15 protein-coding genes are annotated in these 15,821 nt (G+C 40.2%); 11 read left to right on the plus strand and 4 right to left on the minus strand.

The genetic code is table 11. The features are described 5' to 3' along the window. Positions 1–100 precede the first annotated feature (100 nt). Positions 101–274 carry a Txe/YoeB family addiction module toxin gene (locus HCR01_RS23320; RefSeq protein ID WP_320073161.1) on the plus strand — a complete coding sequence of 58 codons (174 nt, stop codon included), beginning with the start codon at positions 101–103 and terminating at the stop codon, positions 272–274. A gap of 271 nt (positions 275–545) precedes the next feature. On the opposite strand, the gene HCR01_RS23325 is transcribed toward HCR01_RS23320, so the two are convergent. After that, entirely contained in the window at positions 546–866 is a 321-nt protein-coding gene (locus HCR01_RS23325) for a TMEM14 family protein (protein WP_193198487.1), read from the minus strand. A gap of 87 nt (positions 867–953) precedes the next feature. On the opposite strand from HCR01_RS23325, the gene HCR01_RS23330 reads away from it, so the two are divergent. The 6 genes from HCR01_RS23330 (at position 954) to HCR01_RS23355 (ending at position 9,289) form a co-directional block, all read left to right on the plus strand. Continuing rightward, positions 954–2,315, plus strand: a complete 1,362-nt coding sequence (locus HCR01_RS23330) for an ATP-binding protein (protein ID WP_193198488.1) — start codon at positions 954–956, stop codon at positions 2,313–2,315. A 150-nt stretch (positions 2,316–2,465) separates the two neighbouring features. Continuing rightward, on the plus strand, positions 2,466–3,752 hold the full coding sequence (locus tag HCR01_RS23335; protein WP_193198489.1) for a tellurite resistance TerB C-terminal domain-containing protein: 1,287 nt from the start codon (positions 2,466–2,468) through the stop codon (positions 3,750–3,752). Between the two features lie 96 nt (positions 3,753–3,848). Next, the gene (locus tag HCR01_RS23340; protein ID WP_193198490.1) at positions 3,849–5,171 is read left to right on the plus strand and encodes an ATP-binding protein; all 1,323 of its coding nucleotides are present in this window, start codon (positions 3,849–3,851) and stop codon (positions 5,169–5,171) included. Between the two features lie 176 nt (positions 5,172–5,347). Then, positions 5,348–6,319 (plus strand): phosphate/phosphite/phosphonate ABC transporter substrate-binding protein, encoded by a 972-nt coding sequence (gene phnD / locus HCR01_RS23345; protein ID WP_193198491.1) that lies wholly within the window; start codon positions 5,348–5,350, stop codon positions 6,317–6,319. Then, entirely contained in the window at positions 6,316–8,094 is a 1,779-nt protein-coding gene (locus HCR01_RS23350) for an ATP-binding protein (protein ID WP_193198492.1), read from the plus strand. The genes phnD and HCR01_RS23350 overlap by 4 nt, the downstream gene beginning before the upstream one ends. 421 nt (positions 8,095–8,515) lie before the next feature. Next, positions 8,516–9,289: an FHA domain-containing protein gene (locus tag HCR01_RS23355; RefSeq protein ID WP_193198493.1), complete on the plus strand. Its 774-nt coding sequence runs from the start codon at positions 8,516–8,518 to the stop codon at positions 9,287–9,289. A 460-nt stretch (positions 9,290–9,749) separates the two neighbouring features. On the opposite strand, the gene dacB is transcribed toward HCR01_RS23355, so the two are convergent. Then, positions 9,750–11,222 (minus strand): D-alanyl-D-alanine carboxypeptidase/D-alanyl-D-alanine-endopeptidase, encoded by a 1,473-nt coding sequence (gene dacB / locus HCR01_RS23360; RefSeq protein WP_320073162.1) that lies wholly within the window; start codon positions 11,220–11,222, stop codon positions 9,750–9,752. A gap of 193 nt (positions 11,223–11,415) precedes the next feature. Between dacB and HCR01_RS23365 the strand changes: the two genes are divergently transcribed. Continuing rightward, positions 11,416–12,027, plus strand: a complete 612-nt coding sequence (locus tag HCR01_RS23365) for a hypothetical protein (protein WP_193198494.1) — start codon at positions 11,416–11,418, stop codon at positions 12,025–12,027. A gap of 147 nt (positions 12,028–12,174) precedes the next feature. Here HCR01_RS23365 and HCR01_RS23370 read toward each other — a convergent pair whose 3' ends face one another. Both HCR01_RS23370 and ald read right to left on the minus strand, forming a co-directional pair. Next, complete coding sequence (locus HCR01_RS23370; RefSeq protein ID WP_193198495.1) at positions 12,175–12,315, minus strand: hypothetical protein; 141 nt, start codon at positions 12,313–12,315, stop codon at positions 12,175–12,177. Positions 12,316–12,440: 125 nt separating this feature from the next. Continuing rightward, positions 12,441–13,532, minus strand: a complete 1,092-nt coding sequence (gene ald, locus HCR01_RS23375; protein ID WP_193198496.1) for an alanine dehydrogenase — start codon at positions 13,530–13,532, stop codon at positions 12,441–12,443. 312 nt (positions 13,533–13,844) lie between these two features. Here ald and HCR01_RS23380 point away from each other — a divergent pair, with 312 nt between their 5' ends. The 3 genes from HCR01_RS23380 to HCR01_RS23390 all read left to right on the plus strand — a co-directional run bounded on the left by HCR01_RS23380 (position 13,845) and on the right by HCR01_RS23390 (position 15,815). After that, positions 13,845–14,015, plus strand: a complete 171-nt coding sequence (locus HCR01_RS23380; RefSeq protein WP_191755781.1) for a chlorophyll a/b-binding protein — start codon at positions 13,845–13,847, stop codon at positions 14,013–14,015. 343 nt (positions 14,016–14,358) lie between these two features. Next, on the plus strand, positions 14,359–14,652 hold the full coding sequence (locus tag HCR01_RS23385) for a hypothetical protein (protein WP_191756033.1): 294 nt from the start codon (positions 14,359–14,361) through the stop codon (positions 14,650–14,652). A gap of 113 nt (positions 14,653–14,765) precedes the next feature. Further along, entirely contained in the window at positions 14,766–15,815 is a 1,050-nt protein-coding gene (locus HCR01_RS23390) for a WD40 repeat domain-containing protein (protein ID WP_193198497.1), read from the plus strand. Positions 15,816–15,821 lie beyond the last annotated feature (6 nt).

The raw sequence follows: 15,821 nt of genomic DNA on the forward strand, positions 1-15,821 counted from the left end.
CTTTCTCGGTCTATATCTTGAGGCAGGTTTTGGTTCATATTTGTGATACTCCCCCTGAAGTGTCCTCTTGTCAATACTCTGCCACCTGAATCCTTACGTTTTGGATCTTGTCAAAGAGACTTGCCGAGATCTTTTTAAGGGGAAAGGTAAGCCGGAACCTTTAAAATATTTATATCCTAATACTTGGTCTCGCCGTTTAACACAAGAACATAGAATTGTATATTTTGTAAAAGATGATGAAATAAATTTTTTACAAGCTCGTTATCATTATTAACTATTAATTATCCCAAAATATAAGTAGCATTATTTAGTTTTGCCTAGCTTGTCGCCGTAGGCATCGCCCAACACTTCCAACACTCCAAAAATATTTACTTGGTGATAAGCCGTCCTCAATATCCTAGCTGCTGAGTTATAAGTGGGTATGCAAAAATATTTATATCCTTGCAATTGTCACGGCGATTAATTACAGCAACCAATAACCGAACCTGACTCCTTTCTGATTCTTCGTCAAACAAAAGCAGGATAGCTGTTACCGCAAACTGATGCTACCTTAAAACAACAATTTGATTTACCATTACCGCCAGTGTCAGCATACCCAAAATAGTCATCAGTCCCGCAGGCATAAACTTACGTGTTTTAATCAGCCTGGAAGCAAAAACTACTACCAAAGTACTAGTAACTAACACTGCTAAAATTAAAGCCCAGGTTTGTCCTTGGAGTTGAAAATAAGCGGCAAAAATTAGTAATAATCCACTAATACTGCCACTTATGAGTGAAACTTGACTATGAGCCTGAATGTAGCCAATAATGCCACCAGCGATCGCTAAAATACCGTAAGCAAGAGTAGCAATTATACTTAAATGCATTGTTAAAACCTATGTAGATTTTGACTTTACTGCCAGGGTCAGCAGACAATTTACCATAGCTGTTTAGCTATATCACCTAGTTGATTGATGGATAATCAAGCGATGCCAACGGCAAGTACTTCCTCTTACACAAAGGTTCAATTTCTCCAGCGCCAAGCAGCGTCACTTTTACTGTACCAATCTGTCCTCCAAGGCGAAGTAGGGGTGGCATTTCTTGACCTGTTGCAAGCTATACGTTACACTGATGCCGATGCGCGGGGTTGCCTCCAAGCCTACGGTACTTACTTCCACGCTTTGGCTGCTAGAAATCAAAATTGGGAAGACTACCTAATTACTCAAATTCTCATCTCAGAGAACCCTTTTACAAGGATGGCTGAAGTGCGAGAATTTGAAGATTTGCCCCCAGCTTTAGTAACAGCTGTTCAACATGATTTACAAGTATTGCAGAGTCTTTATGAATGTAGTAGCGCTTCTTTGAGTGAGTGGGTACAAACCGTAGCTCATCTGCCAATTTCACCAGTTGTTTGGTATCAAGACTTGAAAGAGGTAGGAGTAGGCACAAGATTCATTGCATTTCTACAACATTTAGAAAATTGGGGTAATGCTGTAGAAGATTTAGCAGCTTATTATCGACAATTTGGCTCAGGTTTGTTTGCAGAATATCGCGCTCTGCGCTGGCAATCTGGGCAGCTTGTCGGTATTCGGTATTCAGATCCAGTTAAACTTAGCACACTTGTAGGTTACGAGTCTCAGCGAGATGCTTTGCTAAAAAATACAGAGTTTTTATTATCAGGAGAAATGGCACTACACGTATTACTTTACGGTAGTCGCGGTTCGGGAAAATCTTCTTTGGTGAAAGCTTTATTGAATGAATATAGCTATCACAACCTCCGTTTGTTAGAAGTGGCAAAATCTGATTTAAAAGATTTACCAAAAATTGTAGAACATCTGCGAGGAGTATCACAAAAATTTATTATCTTTGTCGATGACCTTTCTTTTGAAGAAGATGATGATGCCTTTAAAGCCCTCAAAGTAGTTTTAGAAGGTAATTTAACAGCACGACCTCAAAATGCAGTTGTGTACGCCACCTCCAACCGTCGTCACTTGATTCGAGAGTTTTTTGTCGATAGACCTGCTCCCAAAGACAATGAAGAGATCCATGCATGGGATACTATGCAAGAGAAGCTTTCATTTAGCGATCGCTTTGGTTTAACCTTAACCTTTGAACCAGCCGATCAGAAAACTTATTTAAAAATTGTCGGGCATCTAGCAGCACAAGCTGAAATTAATATTAAGCCAGAAGATTTAGAATATCAAGCATTACAATGGGCAACTCGTCACAACGGTCGTTCTGGTCGCACAGCACGGCAGTTTGTTGATTTTTTAAAAGCAGACTTAGTGCTATTTAGTGCAAATAACAATACGTCCGATACACAACCTGAAAATTAATTTGCTGGTAATTTAACTTTTTTTTTGTTACTTATAAAACAGTCGTATGCACAAATACTTAAAATTTGAGATTTAAAAACAACTATGTAAGGGGTAACGACTTTAATAACTACTTATTCTGATAACTTAACTACCTTAAAAATAAGCAATATGCAATCAGTAATGGTAAGCAATCGATTTATCTTAGGCATAGTAGCCTTCAGTGTGAGTTTTGGACTTAGCCTCGTCCCAAGCTGGGATTTAAATAAAGCCTTTCTCACAGGTGTAATTACCGTACTTGCTACATATACAGCAGCATTATTTGTAGATAAGCGACGCAGAAATCATGAAATGCTTGTTTTAGGTTCTCTCCGCAAACGAATTAAAGAGATGGAGGGATTGAAGTTCCGTATTGTCAGAGAAATCAACCAAATAGAAGAACATCATAGTTTATTATACGCCGAATCGAAGCAACTGCAAAATCAAGTCACAGAATGCCGTAATCAAAGGGATAGTCTTAATCGAGAATTAAGCACTTTTGCAGGACAAAGAAAGCAGTTAGATGCTGAAATCAACAACCTGAAAACTGAACTTTATCATCTTGATAAAAGTAGAACAGAACTGAACAATTCTTTTTCTACTCTGACATCTGAAAAACGCCGTTTAGAGTTGAATTATAATACATCTCGTGCTGAAATTACTCACTTACAAACTCAAATTTGTGAATTCCAGCAAGAAAAACAAGAACTTGAAAGCAATTTAACTCTGCTAGGTAGACTCAAACCTCAACTAGAAGAAAAATTGCACGAACTGCGAATCAAAATTCAACAGCTAGAAACTGAAATAACTAAGGAAAATCAATTATTAGTAGCTACAACTAATGCCAGAGCAAATATAGAAGCTAGCCTGAATTCTTTTCAAACTCAAATTGCGTCTCAGAAAGTTGAACTCAATCATTTACAAGAGCAAATCACATTATTGCAAGAAGAACGAGATCTTTTGCAAAATCAAGTTTGGGAACTACTCCAACAAGTAGAAACAATTGATCCGCCAGAAAGTTTGCCTGAAGACATACAGGGAGAGAATCTTGACTTATTTACTTTTTCTGGATTTGAACCCTTAGAACTAATAAATACTAAAGTCGATATTTCGGAAAATTTACCTGATGAATGGAATAATTTTCTGGAAAAACTACCAGGGCATGAAATGCAAGTATTAAAAGCTATAGTTGAGCAAGATAATCCCAAAGTAGCTATTAAACAAATTGCCGAAGCAAATATTACCATGCCAAATCTATTAATCGATTCTATAAATGAGCGGGCAAGTGATACTATTGGTGAATTAATAATTGAACCTAATTTGGAAATTCCAGAAGTTTATCAAGAGCATATCACAAACGTCAGAAAAATGATCGCAATATATGAAATTCTCGTGGCTAGACACGCCTCATCAAATTGAATTATTCTCGCCGTTGTTAGGATATTAGTGAGGTGAGTATAAGCCCTAACTTCTGGCTACGTGCCTCTGCGTTTTAAATAAAGTGAGGTGTAATAAATGGCAAAGCTCAAACTCTCGAAAAAAATATCTACTGCTTTAATAAATTCTCTTGGTGCGGGAGTAGTACCAAGAGTGGGAGTTGAACACATAGCAGTAGGTCGAGAAAAGGAGCTTAAAAGCCTATTACAAAATCTTGACGACATTGCAGAAGGTATAGCGTCATTTCGTTTTATAATTGGTAACTACGGTTCAGGTAAAAGCTTCATGCTACAAATGATTCGTAACCGTGCTATGGAGCAAGGGTTTGTAGTAGCTGATGCTGATTTATCTTCCGAACGCCGATTGGCAGGAACTAATAATGAAGGTGTAGCAACCTATCGAGAACTAATGAGCCGCCTAGCTACAAAAACTCGTCCTGATGGTGGTGCTTTAGTCTCAATTTTGGAAGGATGGATTAATAAAATTCAACAAGAAGTAGTTCAAGAAACTGGAATGCTTCCCAATGATGATGGTTTTGATGACCAAGTTGAAGCAAAAATTAGGGAAGTAGTTCAGTATATTGAAGACTTAGTTCACGGATTTGATTTTGGCAGCGTTATTATTGCGTATTGGCGTGGCTACCGATTAGATGATGATGAATTGAAAAACGCCGCAATGCGCTGGTTTCGTGGAGAATTTAGTACTAAGACTGAGGCAAAAGCAGCCTTGGGAGTGCGAGTGATTATTGATGATGATAGTTGGTATGACTACATTAAGCTATTCGCTAAGTTTGTGGCTGAGATTGGCTATAAAGGACTTTTAGTGTTGCTTGATGAAGCCGTACATATATATCAAATATCAACTACAGTTACTCGTGAAAAAAATTATAATAGACTACTGGCAATGTTTAATGACACTATGCAGTGCAAAGCAGAACATCTTGGCATTGTCATTGGTGGAACAACCAGATTTTTAGAAGATCCAAACCGGGGACTTTTTGCAGACCAAGCTTGGCGGAGGCGCACAAAAGAAAGCCGTTTTGTTACACAAGCTGGTGTTCAAGAATATTTAGGGCCAGTAATTCGGCTAAACCCGTTAAGTGAAGCAGAAATCCTGACGCTTTTGCAGCGCCTAACTGAGATTCATGCTGTCAATTTTGGGTATGACCAAGTTTTGACAAATCGTGAGTTAAAAGAGTTTGTCCAAGAAATTGTCAATCGCTTGGGTGCAGAAGCATTACTTACTCCAGGGGAAATTGTACGGGATTTTATGAGTTTGTTGAATATTATTCATCAAAATCCAGGAATTTCGTTTGGTGAATTAATTCATGGCTCTAAATTTAAACCTACTGCTGCGGGGAAAGATGTGGATGAAGATAATGCATCGGAGTTTAGTTTGTGATTAATGAACTTGAAGACCTTTTAGATTTGCCATTTAACCAGCTGATCCCCTCAAAACTGTTATCTTGACATTACTTTAGGGAAAAATATACTTAGCCAAGGACTGAGTAAACAGCCATCTGAGCGGCCAAGTACAGTCCTGGAATTTTTGAGCTGCCTATATTTGAATTTAATTTTATGGAGAAGTATCTAGTAGCGCAATGGCCCATCGCCAGACATTGCCTATTCCGTAATAGCGGAGTTCTGACTTTAGCAATGGTTGTAGCGCTACTAGGCGCAAGCTGTACTGGGAAAATATCTGGCAATCATCAGTCTATTAGGGATCGTGTCTCAGTTAGTAGCATAAATAACTTATCTACCTTAAAAATTGGCGTTTTGCCTACGCAAAGTCGGATAGAGCAAGAACGGATGATCAAACCATTGGATGAATACCTGGAAAAAGCGCTAAAGCGACAGGTCGATTTCCAAGTTGCCAAGGATTATCAAGAAGTAGTTGATTGGTTGGTGGAGGAAAAGGTAGATATGGCTTATGTCGGAGCCGTGTCTTACTTTGAGGCTTTGGAGCGTGGTGCTGAAGTTGAACCGTTAATTGCGCCAATTGATAAGTACACAGGACGGCCGTGGTATCGAGCTGCAATTATCGTGGAAGCTAATAGTTCCATCAAAAAGTTGGAAGACTTAAAGGGGAAGCGAATTGCTTTTGTCAATAAATCATCAACCTCTGGCTATCTCATGCCGATCGCAGCATTTAAAAAGCTTAAGATTAACCCTGAGCAGGACTTTGCCCAAGTCATTTATCCTGGTACCCACGCTGAAAGTGAAGCGGCGCTGGAAAATAGACTCGTCGATGCAGTAGCAACAAATATCCCGTCATACATGAAACGGCAAAAAATCGGCAAGCTCACATCTGCTAACTCCAGAGTCCTTTGGGAGTCTGCTCCTGTTCCCCATTCGCCAATGCTGGTTTCCAAGAAACTCTCTCCTGAGTTGATCCAAGACTTGAAATGGGCATTTCTCAACATACCCGATGGCATGGAGGATATTGTAGGGACTGAAGTAGGCGGATATACCTTAGTTGAGGATGCAGACTATGCACTCATTAAGCAACTTCGAGTAGACCTTAACTTAAACTTTGAGGCGGCGAAATGAAAATCTCAACTAAGTTTATTGCCTCTTCTGCTGTAGTTACTGCCTTAATTGCTGTTGTCGTGGGTGGGAGTACCGTCTTGCGGAATCAAGGTGATAAATCTATCCACCAAAAGTTTGAGAAAAGCAGTCGCATGATAGAAGTGGCACTTCAATCAGAGATTGATTTAACAAATGAAATTATTATACTTAAAGACTATGTGTTATTAAAAGACCGATACATAGATATAGAAAAATATCAAACTAAGTTTATCACTGACCTCGACGAGCTAGAACGCTTGATGCCCCAGGCTCCAGAGCTAAATGCAATTCGTCGTCGTCATCAGTTTCTTATTCGCTTGGCAAGTGAGCTAGCAGATCCAATCCAGACTTCATCTGAAACTTATCTGGCTGATTCTCAACAGGATTTCAGAGCAATCAATGCTTTTAACAGAGATATTGACTTCTTTTTAACCAAGCTGATTAATCGCGCTCGTCAGCAACAGTTGCTAGCTGAGCAGGAATTGGCACAACTTCAACGGACTTCACAAATGGTGTCCTATGCGATCGTAATTTTTATCCTTCTTGTTCCTGTCGGTAATTTTGTGCTGATCTTGCTTCCGGTCATCAGATCTCTAGGAAAGTTACAGCAAGGAGCTGAAATAATTGGTGCAGGTAACTTGGACTACTGTTTGAATTTGCAAACGGGTGATGAAATTGAGCAACTGTCGCATGAATTCAATCGCATGGTAGTAAAACTGGCTAAATCCCACAGTGTATTAGTGGAGCGCAGCAGTGAATTAAGCAAACTAAATCAAAGTTTAGAAAACGAAATTAGCGATCGCGAACGCGTACTTCGTGAACGCGAACAAGCACAAACAGAACTCCAGCAAACTCTGCACGAACTTCAAAGCACCCAATCGCAACTAATCCAAACTGAAAAAATGTCCAGTCTGGGTCAGCTTGTAGCAGGGGTAGCACACGAAATTAATAACCCCGTTAATTTTATTTATGGCAACATCACTCACGCTAGTCAATACACACAAGATTTACTAGATTTATTGCACCTTTACCAAGTAGAGTTTCCCAATCCAGGATATGAGATTCAGGAAAAGCGTCAGGACATGGACTTGGATTTTCTGCTAGATGACCTGCCAAAAATTCTCAGTTCCATGAAAATGGGATCTGTGCGAATCCAACAGATTGTCTTGTCTTTACGCACCTTCTCTCGTCTGGATGAAGCAGATATGAAAGAGGTCGATATTCACGAAGGTATTGATAGTACTTTGCTGATTTTGCAAAATCGACTCAAAGCTAAGCCGGAGCATACCCAGATTGAAATTATCAAACAATATGGCCAACTGCCTTTGGTAGAGTGTTACGCAGGGCAGTTAAACCAGGTGTTTATGAACATTATTAATAACGCGATCGATGCCCTTGAAAGTCACAATGATCAGCGTTTTTCTGAAGAGATTCACACTCATCCCAGCAAGATTACAATTTGCACCCAACTTATCAGCGATAACCGAGTGGTAGTGAGAATTGCTGACAATGGCCCAGGTATGGCTGGAGAGGTTCAGCAGAAGTTGTTTGACCCATTTTTCACAACAAAAGCTGTCGGTCAGGGAACAGGTTTGGGTTTATCGATTAGCTACCAGATTATTGTGCAGAGACACTCTGGAGTGCTGCGGTGTGAGTCAGAACTGGGGAAAGGAACTGAGTTTTGGATTAATATTCCCTTGCGTCAGCAGAAGAAACAGCAAATCTGCAAAACTGAATTGGAAACAGTGCAAGCGTAGACATGATGAAGAGGGAAAAGGGAAAAGGGAAAAGGGAAATTTATGTACAAGGATTTTTTTGCTAACGAACGCGAGTGCGTCTCGTAGATAGGGGCAAGGCTTTTACCTTTCCCTCTTCTCACTCTGGGTAAACGTTAGAAGCGATTCTTGGAGAGTAGACCTTGTTGTCAGACATCGCTTACTATCCAAAGAGTTTAACGTTAGATTTGGTAGGAGATTTATCTTCTTCGCCTGTTGGTGATTTCCAATTATGTTAGGTTTGAGACATGAAATCGAGATTTACTCGGATATTGTGATGTTTTGTCAATTCAATCACAGATAAACTAACTTGCTGCGGTTGCAAATGAATATTAAAATTTATCACAACGATATTACCTAAGCACAAATAAAACTAGGGAAATCGCTCCTCAAAAAACAAGCCATGCAAAATTTCAATATATTCAACACTACAGGGCTGAGTTTAGAGTTGTTTCATGTGCAGACTAACACTTCTTTTGAGTTACCACCAAATCTTGCTGTAATTCGCGTTGGTAAACCAAATGATCCAATTTTCCCAGATATTGATATTTCCAGTTTGCCAAATGCTGATTTAGTTTCTCGTATTCATGCACAGATTCAGCTAGACGGAAGTAATTACTTCATTGAAGACTTGGAAAGCTCCAATGGCACATTTATCAACAACATCAGGCTAAAGCCTAGAACTCCTTATCAAGTGAATTTAGGAGATAGAATAGACCTTGGTCAAGGAAGTAAAGTAACATTTATACTTCAAGCTAAACCCCAATCTCAACCAAATCCTTCATTTACCACAATTCAGTCTCAAAGCGCTGAAAATCAAAAAGCAACTTCGGTGGATAAGACAACCAAGCTTGTAGGTTTAGCTTTAATGGTTGCAGGTGTCGTAATTTTAACTGCAAGTATTCGAGTTGGGATATTTTTTCGTATTCCTGGTATCTTGCTATGTTGTGCTGGGGTTTTTGTTCTACTACAACGACGTATAAACCCTAATTTAGGATGGATTTTAATAGCATTAGGAATTGCTGTAATAGCTTTTACTGGTAATGTATTCGCGTCAGTTAATCTTTTTGTGATTTTGGTATCATCTGCTTTATTATTTGCTGGATATCAACTTTTTACGACTGGGAAAATCTTGGATTATGATTTGCGATCGCTCCAAGCATTAATCAAGAAATAGCTCGTTTTTGTATATATACTTTTCCAATTTAAGTGAAAAATACTTGAGGTAGACTCTGTATTATAAGCCCAATCTTTATCAGTACCTTGATGATTTTTTACATTCTTGCACCACTTTAAACCTGTCAAATCCATAATCAACACCTCTGAATATATAAGGGAAACTATCACAGTACAACTTTCCTATTTATATAGCAATACAGTTCAGTTAAGCCCAAAAAATTAAATTATGTAGGTTGGGTTGAGGAACGAAACCCAACGTTTGCAGGCCTTTGTTGGGTTTCACTGCGTTCAACCCAACCTACAATTATTCTTAACTGAACCGTATTGATTTATATAGTTCCCGTTTGTGCTCTTAAAGTAACAATATTTATTTGATAAAAGATTCAGTCAATTATTGGGCATTGACCACCCTAATAATTGAAATGTTTTGATATATAAATCAGTTATTTGTAATAATGTCAACAACGCTGTAGCTGCGTTAATAACACAACAATTTCATCAATTGCTTGCCGCACAACTGTTGCTGGCTGTTCCGATTGATTCACGATAATACTGAAAACCAACGGCTCATATCTAAGGGCATTCACATATCCAGATAGGGAAACCACACCCGTCATAGTGCCTGTTTTTGCTTGCACAATGCCCTCAGCAGGTGTGTTACGAAAGCGATTTTTCAGAGTACCGCTTTTCCCAGCAACAGGTAAAGATGCACGATACACAAATGCTGCTGGTGTTCTCGCTATTCCTCGCAAGGTTTGTACAAAAGCTTCTGGAGTCGCTAAATAACGACGTGATAAACCAGAACCATCCACCAAAATGTAATTTGCCGGATCAACTCCCAATTGAGTTAAACTCGCTTTGACAACTTCTAAACCTACATCAGCACTAGTTTGATTTTGCACTCTTGGTTTTCTCACAGCTAATGCTCTCAACAGCGCTTCAGCATAAAGATTATTACTATTTACATTCGTCTCTAATAACAATTCAGATAAAGGTGGCGATTCCACCGCTGCTATTTCCTGTTGATTAGCGCCACCAGTTAGTACGAATGTCTGTCCCAAGGTAATTTTTTCTGTTGCTAAAGTATTACGGAAGTGCCGTAAGAAGTAATAATTAGGATCAACTATAGGCAAATTGAGTAAATATGGTTCGGAATTGGCTGTTAGTTGTCCTTGTATTCGCAATACTGTTCCTGATAAATCGCGGGTAAAATTGATATTGGTTGGTTGATTTTTTTCAACTGTGATTGACTGATTAATTGTCCGCCATTGTTTCGCTTCGTTAATATCAGTCCACACCACTTGTGGAACTTTACCTACAGTCTGCGGTACTAGTTTCAAGCTAAAAACATTTTGATTTAGAATAAAGCTGCTGACTGGTGCGCCATAATCTGATTGCAAATCCTCCCATTGCCAGGTGGGGTTAACAATATCTCCTTGAATATAACTATCATCGGCAATCAACTGCTTAATTTGAATAATGCCCTTTTGTTTCAACTGCTTTGCTAAATCTTGCAACTGAGTATCATTTAAACTGGGATCTCCCCTACCAACAACACGCAAAACGCCATTCCCATTGTCATAAATAGAGGTACGAAAACGAAAATTGCTACCAAGCTGTTGCAATGCGGCAGCTGTTGTTAGTAGCTTGGCATTAGAAGCTGGAGTAAAGTATTTCTGAGCATCTCGATTGTAAAGAGTTTGTGCGGTTGCAAGGGGCTGCACTAAAATACCCCAGCGGGCCCGGCTGAATAAAGGGCGATTGATTACAGCATCTATAGCTGTTCCTAGTTGGGCAGAGCAAATTGATTTTGTGGTAGTTGTCGGCGCGATTTGAGTTTGTGCTTTAGCAACTCTAGAACTAAATGCTATTTGGATAGATAAAAATAGTAGCAATAAACCCAGTGGTTTATTAAATGCATTAAATCTCACTCAATACTCCTCTTACCGATGATAGATTTTATCACCTTAACCTTGACTTATTTGTTAAAACAGAAGTTGCTAAGTATACTGACTCAATTTGTCTAAGAAAGATGCCGACATATTCTAATACCTAAGCAGTCCATTATAAAATTAAAAGGTGAACAAACCTGCATTTATAAAAATACGAAATCGAGGCAACGGTGTGAGTACATTTCTGTCTGGTGTGGCTGTATTACTATCTAGTTTGGCTTTAGTATGTGGTGGCTATGCGGCTTACGAAGTTTTTGCACTGCGACAGACGCTAAATACTATTAACACTAACACGGGCAATAATACTGCTTCCGCGCCAACTTCTGCTGAAAAATCAATTTCCTCAGAACCAATAGCATCCCCAGATCAAACGACATCACCAACCGCTACTACCTCATCACTTCAGCCTGGTCAATTTGTGCAGCCTGCTTTTGGCACTAAGGCAGAAGTGGAGTTACTTTCAGCAAAACGAATTAAAGACCCAGAATCCGGAAATCGTGATGTGGTGAATGTGCAAATGCGTATCCGTCGCAAGGCGGCAGACAGAGTTGGTGGTGGTGATATTATATTGATCGCTAGTACGACAGCTCGTAACCCTGAAACTAGCGAAACCTACAAAGGAGTTGCCACAGATCGCTCAACAGGAAGCGTTGCTTTGTATCCACTACGTCCAAATGCCTCGGCTGATGCTTATATTTGGGTAAGAGTTCCCGATGGTGTCAAGAACCTGGATATTTTTGTACCAGACACAGCCGCATTTAAAAATGTACCAATTTCTAACTGAACAATGAAGTATGAGGGATAAAGTATTTAGCCTTTATCCTTCTTTAGAGCTAAGATTACTCCTCATCAACTCCACAGTTTAGTCACAGGAATTTCGCTTGCAGTCGCCAGAAAGTGCTGACCGTTTACGCTAGTTACTCAGTGGATATTATGATAATCGCGATTTCAACGTCGTTAACGATACTGTAGAACCAACAGCGATCGCAGCCGCATTATTTGGCTTAACAGCAGTTAACGCCAAATTCTTTCTCAGTATGAAGGTGTAAAAGTTTTCTCTAATGTTCCTCATCAAATGCTTAATGAAAGCGATCGCAAATAGATTCCGCGTAACCAGTAGGGTAACGCGGAAATTTTAATAAAAACCTTCTACCAAATTCAGCACTGTTACCTTAAATCAAGATTACCAGTGTAAATTTAATTTACTAAATCAGGGAATACCTCTTGTACTGCGGGATGTACTAAGCGGTGATTTTGTACATTCAAGCCCTTAGCTAAGACTGGATTAATTCCCAGCGCCTTGATTCCCAAATTCGCCAACTGAACGACGTAAGGTAATGTACTGTTGTTGAGTGCTTGGGTTGCTGTCCAAGGTACTGCCCCTGGCATATTGGGAACGCCATAATGTACTACACCCTCTTCAACATATACCGGATTGGTGTGGGATGTGGCATGTAAGGTTTCAATGCAACCACCTTGGTCAACAGCAACATCAACTATTACAGAACCAGGACGCATTTGTTTGACCAATTCACGAGATACTAGTATTGGTGCTCTACGTCCTGGCACTAAAACTGCACCAATCAGCAAATCGGCATCTTTAACGACAGCTTCAATATGGGCAGAGTTACTGTAAAGCAATTCGACTCTAGAGCCAAATAGGGTTTCTAGGTAGGATAAGCGCTCGACACTCACATCTAAAATCTGCACGGAAGCACCCATACCCACGGCAATTTTAGCTGCTTCTGTGCCGACAACGCCGCCACCTAAAATTACTACTGTGCCTGGTTTGACTCCAGGTACTCCACCCAAAAGGACACCTCTGCCACCTTGTTGGCGTTCTAGGAATCTAGCCCCAAATTGTACTGCTAGCCGACCCGCAATCACACTCATGGGGGTGAGTAGGGGTAATTTGTTAGCGCCGGGTTGTTCTACAGTTTCGTAGGCGATCGCACAAGTGCCACAATCAATTAAATGTTCGGTCAATTTGCGATCGGCTGCTAGATGCAGATAAGTAAACAATATCTGTCCTTTTTGTAAAAATTTATACTCGCTTGCTAGTGGTTCTTTGACTTTGACAACTAGCTCCCGATTCCAAGCCGCTTCTGGTGTGGTAACAATCTCCGCTCCAGCGCTTGCGTAGTTATCATCTGTAAATCCAGCACCACTACCTGCTAATGTCTGGACAAATATGGCATGGCCATTTTCTCGCAGCACCCGCACACTAGAAGGACTCAACCCTACCCGAAACTCTTGATCCTTAGTTTCCTTCGGAACGCCAATTTCCATGTAACGCCTCTGATATTTTTTTGTTTAACTTTAGCTTGCTAATCTCAAGCTTGTTACTTCAAGCTTGCTACTTCTGTATTATGGATAGCTGTATTAGGGATAGCTAATCTCTGTTCTAATTTTCTCAACTTTATCTGGGTAGCTCCAAACTCTACCCTTGACTATTACCCCAGTATTTATACAATGTATAAAGATTAATTACATTTTGTTAACAAAGCTCCGCCCAATGGCAACCCCTGTGGGTAACGGAGGCTTACTTAAATCAGATTTATCCTAGTCAAGTCACGTTTGCCGAAAAGAGGTTTCTGAAAAATGACACAACCGCAACCAACAATTACACCCAAACTAGAAGAGCCTAAGTTTGGCTTTAATGAATATGCAGAGCGTTTGAATGGCCGAGCTGCAATGGTTGGCTTTGCCTTGATGGTGGTAATTGAATACGTTACCAATCAAGGTGTGCTATCATGGCTCGGTCTAAAGTAACGCCACGAGAAAGCACAGGTGTGCAAGTTGTAAGCTAATAATTAAAAGAGTTATAACCAGCTGGAACACTAGCTGGTTTGACTTTAACAATCTAGAGCGAAGTACTTCGCCCTAAGCGTTTTAATTAGACTTATCCGTAAATTGTTGCCGTAGAATGTAAGCATGGGAGGGACTGAAATATCCTAGACCCGCAATTAATACATTAAAGAGGGGTAATTACTACACTTCCCTCCCTACTGAATAAAATTATAATACTTTATGCCTTTGATTCAAACGGCAATTTGCGGGTGAGGTATTCTCGGTAAATGTACACAAAAGGTTAACTGGAACCAACCAAGCTGTGATGAATGCTGTATTACCTCGTTTTTTAAAGTCAACCTACCGGAAAGAACCACTAATCAGTGTACTGATTACGATGGGCGTGGTGGATGCCCTGATTGGTGGATTTGATGATAGCTGGTCGTTATTCGCTTTTGGTTTGGGATTAGCAGGGATAACGCTCGTCTTTAAGTTATGGCGTATCCAGCAGCGTCGTCCGATACCAGAGGAGCCTGTGGTGCAACACTATTTGCCCTCCCGCTCCTCTAGTGCTGCTTTACCAATGCTGAGCGTTTCTAAGAAAAAACCCCCTCTTTAGGGAGTGCTGAGTTATGAGTTCTGAAGCGCGGTAGCGGGGCGTTTAGCCCGTGCTGACTTACGACTCAGTTAGATTGATTGGTGTAACCATATCTAAAAAGTGAGGAAAATGTAGTGAGGAGTGAGGGAAGAGGTGGGGGTGGTTTTGTACTTCGCCCGTATATTGTCTTGGCATTGATGGCAGCTGTTGCTGCGGCTACGATATCGAAAGAGTTTTATATTAATACTGCTAATGCTGCTGTTGAAGTAACACCATCTCAAGTTACTAACAGTTTTGCTAATCCTCAACTACTTTACATACTCAATGGACATAGAGGAACCATTAAATCCTTAGCCTTTAGTCCAGATAGCAAAATTCTGGCCAGCGGTGGTGCAGAAAATGAGGGCGCAATTCGCCTGTGGAATCCAGAAAGAGGCAAAAAATTAGGTAATATTAACAGAGCGCATCAAACAGCTATAGAATCTTTGGTGATTTCGCCAGATGGCCAAACCCTCGCTAGCTGTAGTAATGACAACACAATTAACCTTTGGAACTTAAGAAATAATAAGTTTAGCCGCTCTTTTGTTGGACATACTAGTAATGTCTTATCTTTAGCAGTATCTCCTGATAGTAAAGTGCTAATCAGTGGCGCTTTAGATGGAATTCGCATGTGGGATTTGCTACAGCAGCGCCCACTAGGTACTTTAGTACGCTTTGATAACTTGATTTATACCTTGGCTATTAGTCCTGATGGACAGACCTTAGCTAGTGGTGACAACAAAGGTGTAATTAAGCTGTGGAATTTGGGTACTGGAAAATTAATTCGTGGATTTGTGGCTCATTCTAATGCTGTTAACGCTGTAGTGTTTACACGAGATGGGGAATTAGTTAGTGCTAGCCGCGATCGCACAATTAAAATTTGGAATATTAACAGTGGCAAACTAGTTCGTAGCCTTATAGGACATAACAACTGGGTAAATGCTGTTGCTATTCACCCTGATGGACAAACCCTTGCCAGTGCTGGCAGAGATGGAATCAAGTTGTGGAATCTGACTACAGGTGAGTTAAGAAATACACTCAATGGACATACCGACTGGGTAAGTGCGATCGCTTTTAGTCCTGATGGGCGAACACTTGCCAGCGGTGGCTTTGACCAAAGGATAAATATTTGGCGAAGTCTATAAATCTCA

Origin of the sequence: Nostoc sp. MG11 (assembly GCF_014904695.1) — a bacterium.
In the GTDB taxonomy this organism is placed as follows: Bacteria; Cyanobacteriota; Cyanobacteriia; order Cyanobacteriales; family Nostocaceae; genus Komarekiella.

Excerpts from the sequence above, each read along its gene's own strand:
- HCR01_RS23325 (WP_193198487.1), bottom strand. The coding sequence starts at position 866 with ATGCATTTAAGTATAATTGCTACTCTTGCTTACGGTATTTTAGCGATC.
- HCR01_RS23330 (WP_193198488.1), top strand. The coding sequence starts at position 954 with ATGGATAATCAAGCGATGCCAACGGCAAGTACTTCCTCTTACACAAAG.
- HCR01_RS23335 (WP_193198489.1), top strand. The coding sequence starts at position 2,466 with ATGCAATCAGTAATGGTAAGCAATCGATTTATCTTAGGCATAGTAGCC.
- HCR01_RS23340 (WP_193198490.1), top strand. The coding sequence starts at position 3,849 with ATGGCAAAGCTCAAACTCTCGAAAAAAATATCTACTGCTTTAATAAAT.
- phnD (WP_193198491.1), top strand. The coding sequence starts at position 5,348 with ATGGAGAAGTATCTAGTAGCGCAATGGCCCATCGCCAGACATTGCCTA.
- HCR01_RS23350 (WP_193198492.1), top strand. The coding sequence starts at position 6,316 with ATGAAAATCTCAACTAAGTTTATTGCCTCTTCTGCTGTAGTTACTGCC.
- HCR01_RS23355 (WP_193198493.1), top strand. The coding sequence starts at position 8,516 with ATGCAAAATTTCAATATATTCAACACTACAGGGCTGAGTTTAGAGTTG.
- HCR01_RS23370 (WP_193198495.1), bottom strand. The coding sequence starts at position 12,315 with ATGAGGAACATTAGAGAAAACTTTTACACCTTCATACTGAGAAAGAAT.
- ald (WP_193198496.1), bottom strand. The coding sequence starts at position 13,532 with ATGGAAATTGGCGTTCCGAAGGAAACTAAGGATCAAGAGTTTCGGGTA.
- HCR01_RS23380 (WP_191755781.1), top strand. The coding sequence starts at position 13,845 with ATGACACAACCGCAACCAACAATTACACCCAAACTAGAAGAGCCTAAG.
- HCR01_RS23385 (WP_191756033.1), top strand. The coding sequence starts at position 14,359 with ATGAATGCTGTATTACCTCGTTTTTTAAAGTCAACCTACCGGAAAGAA.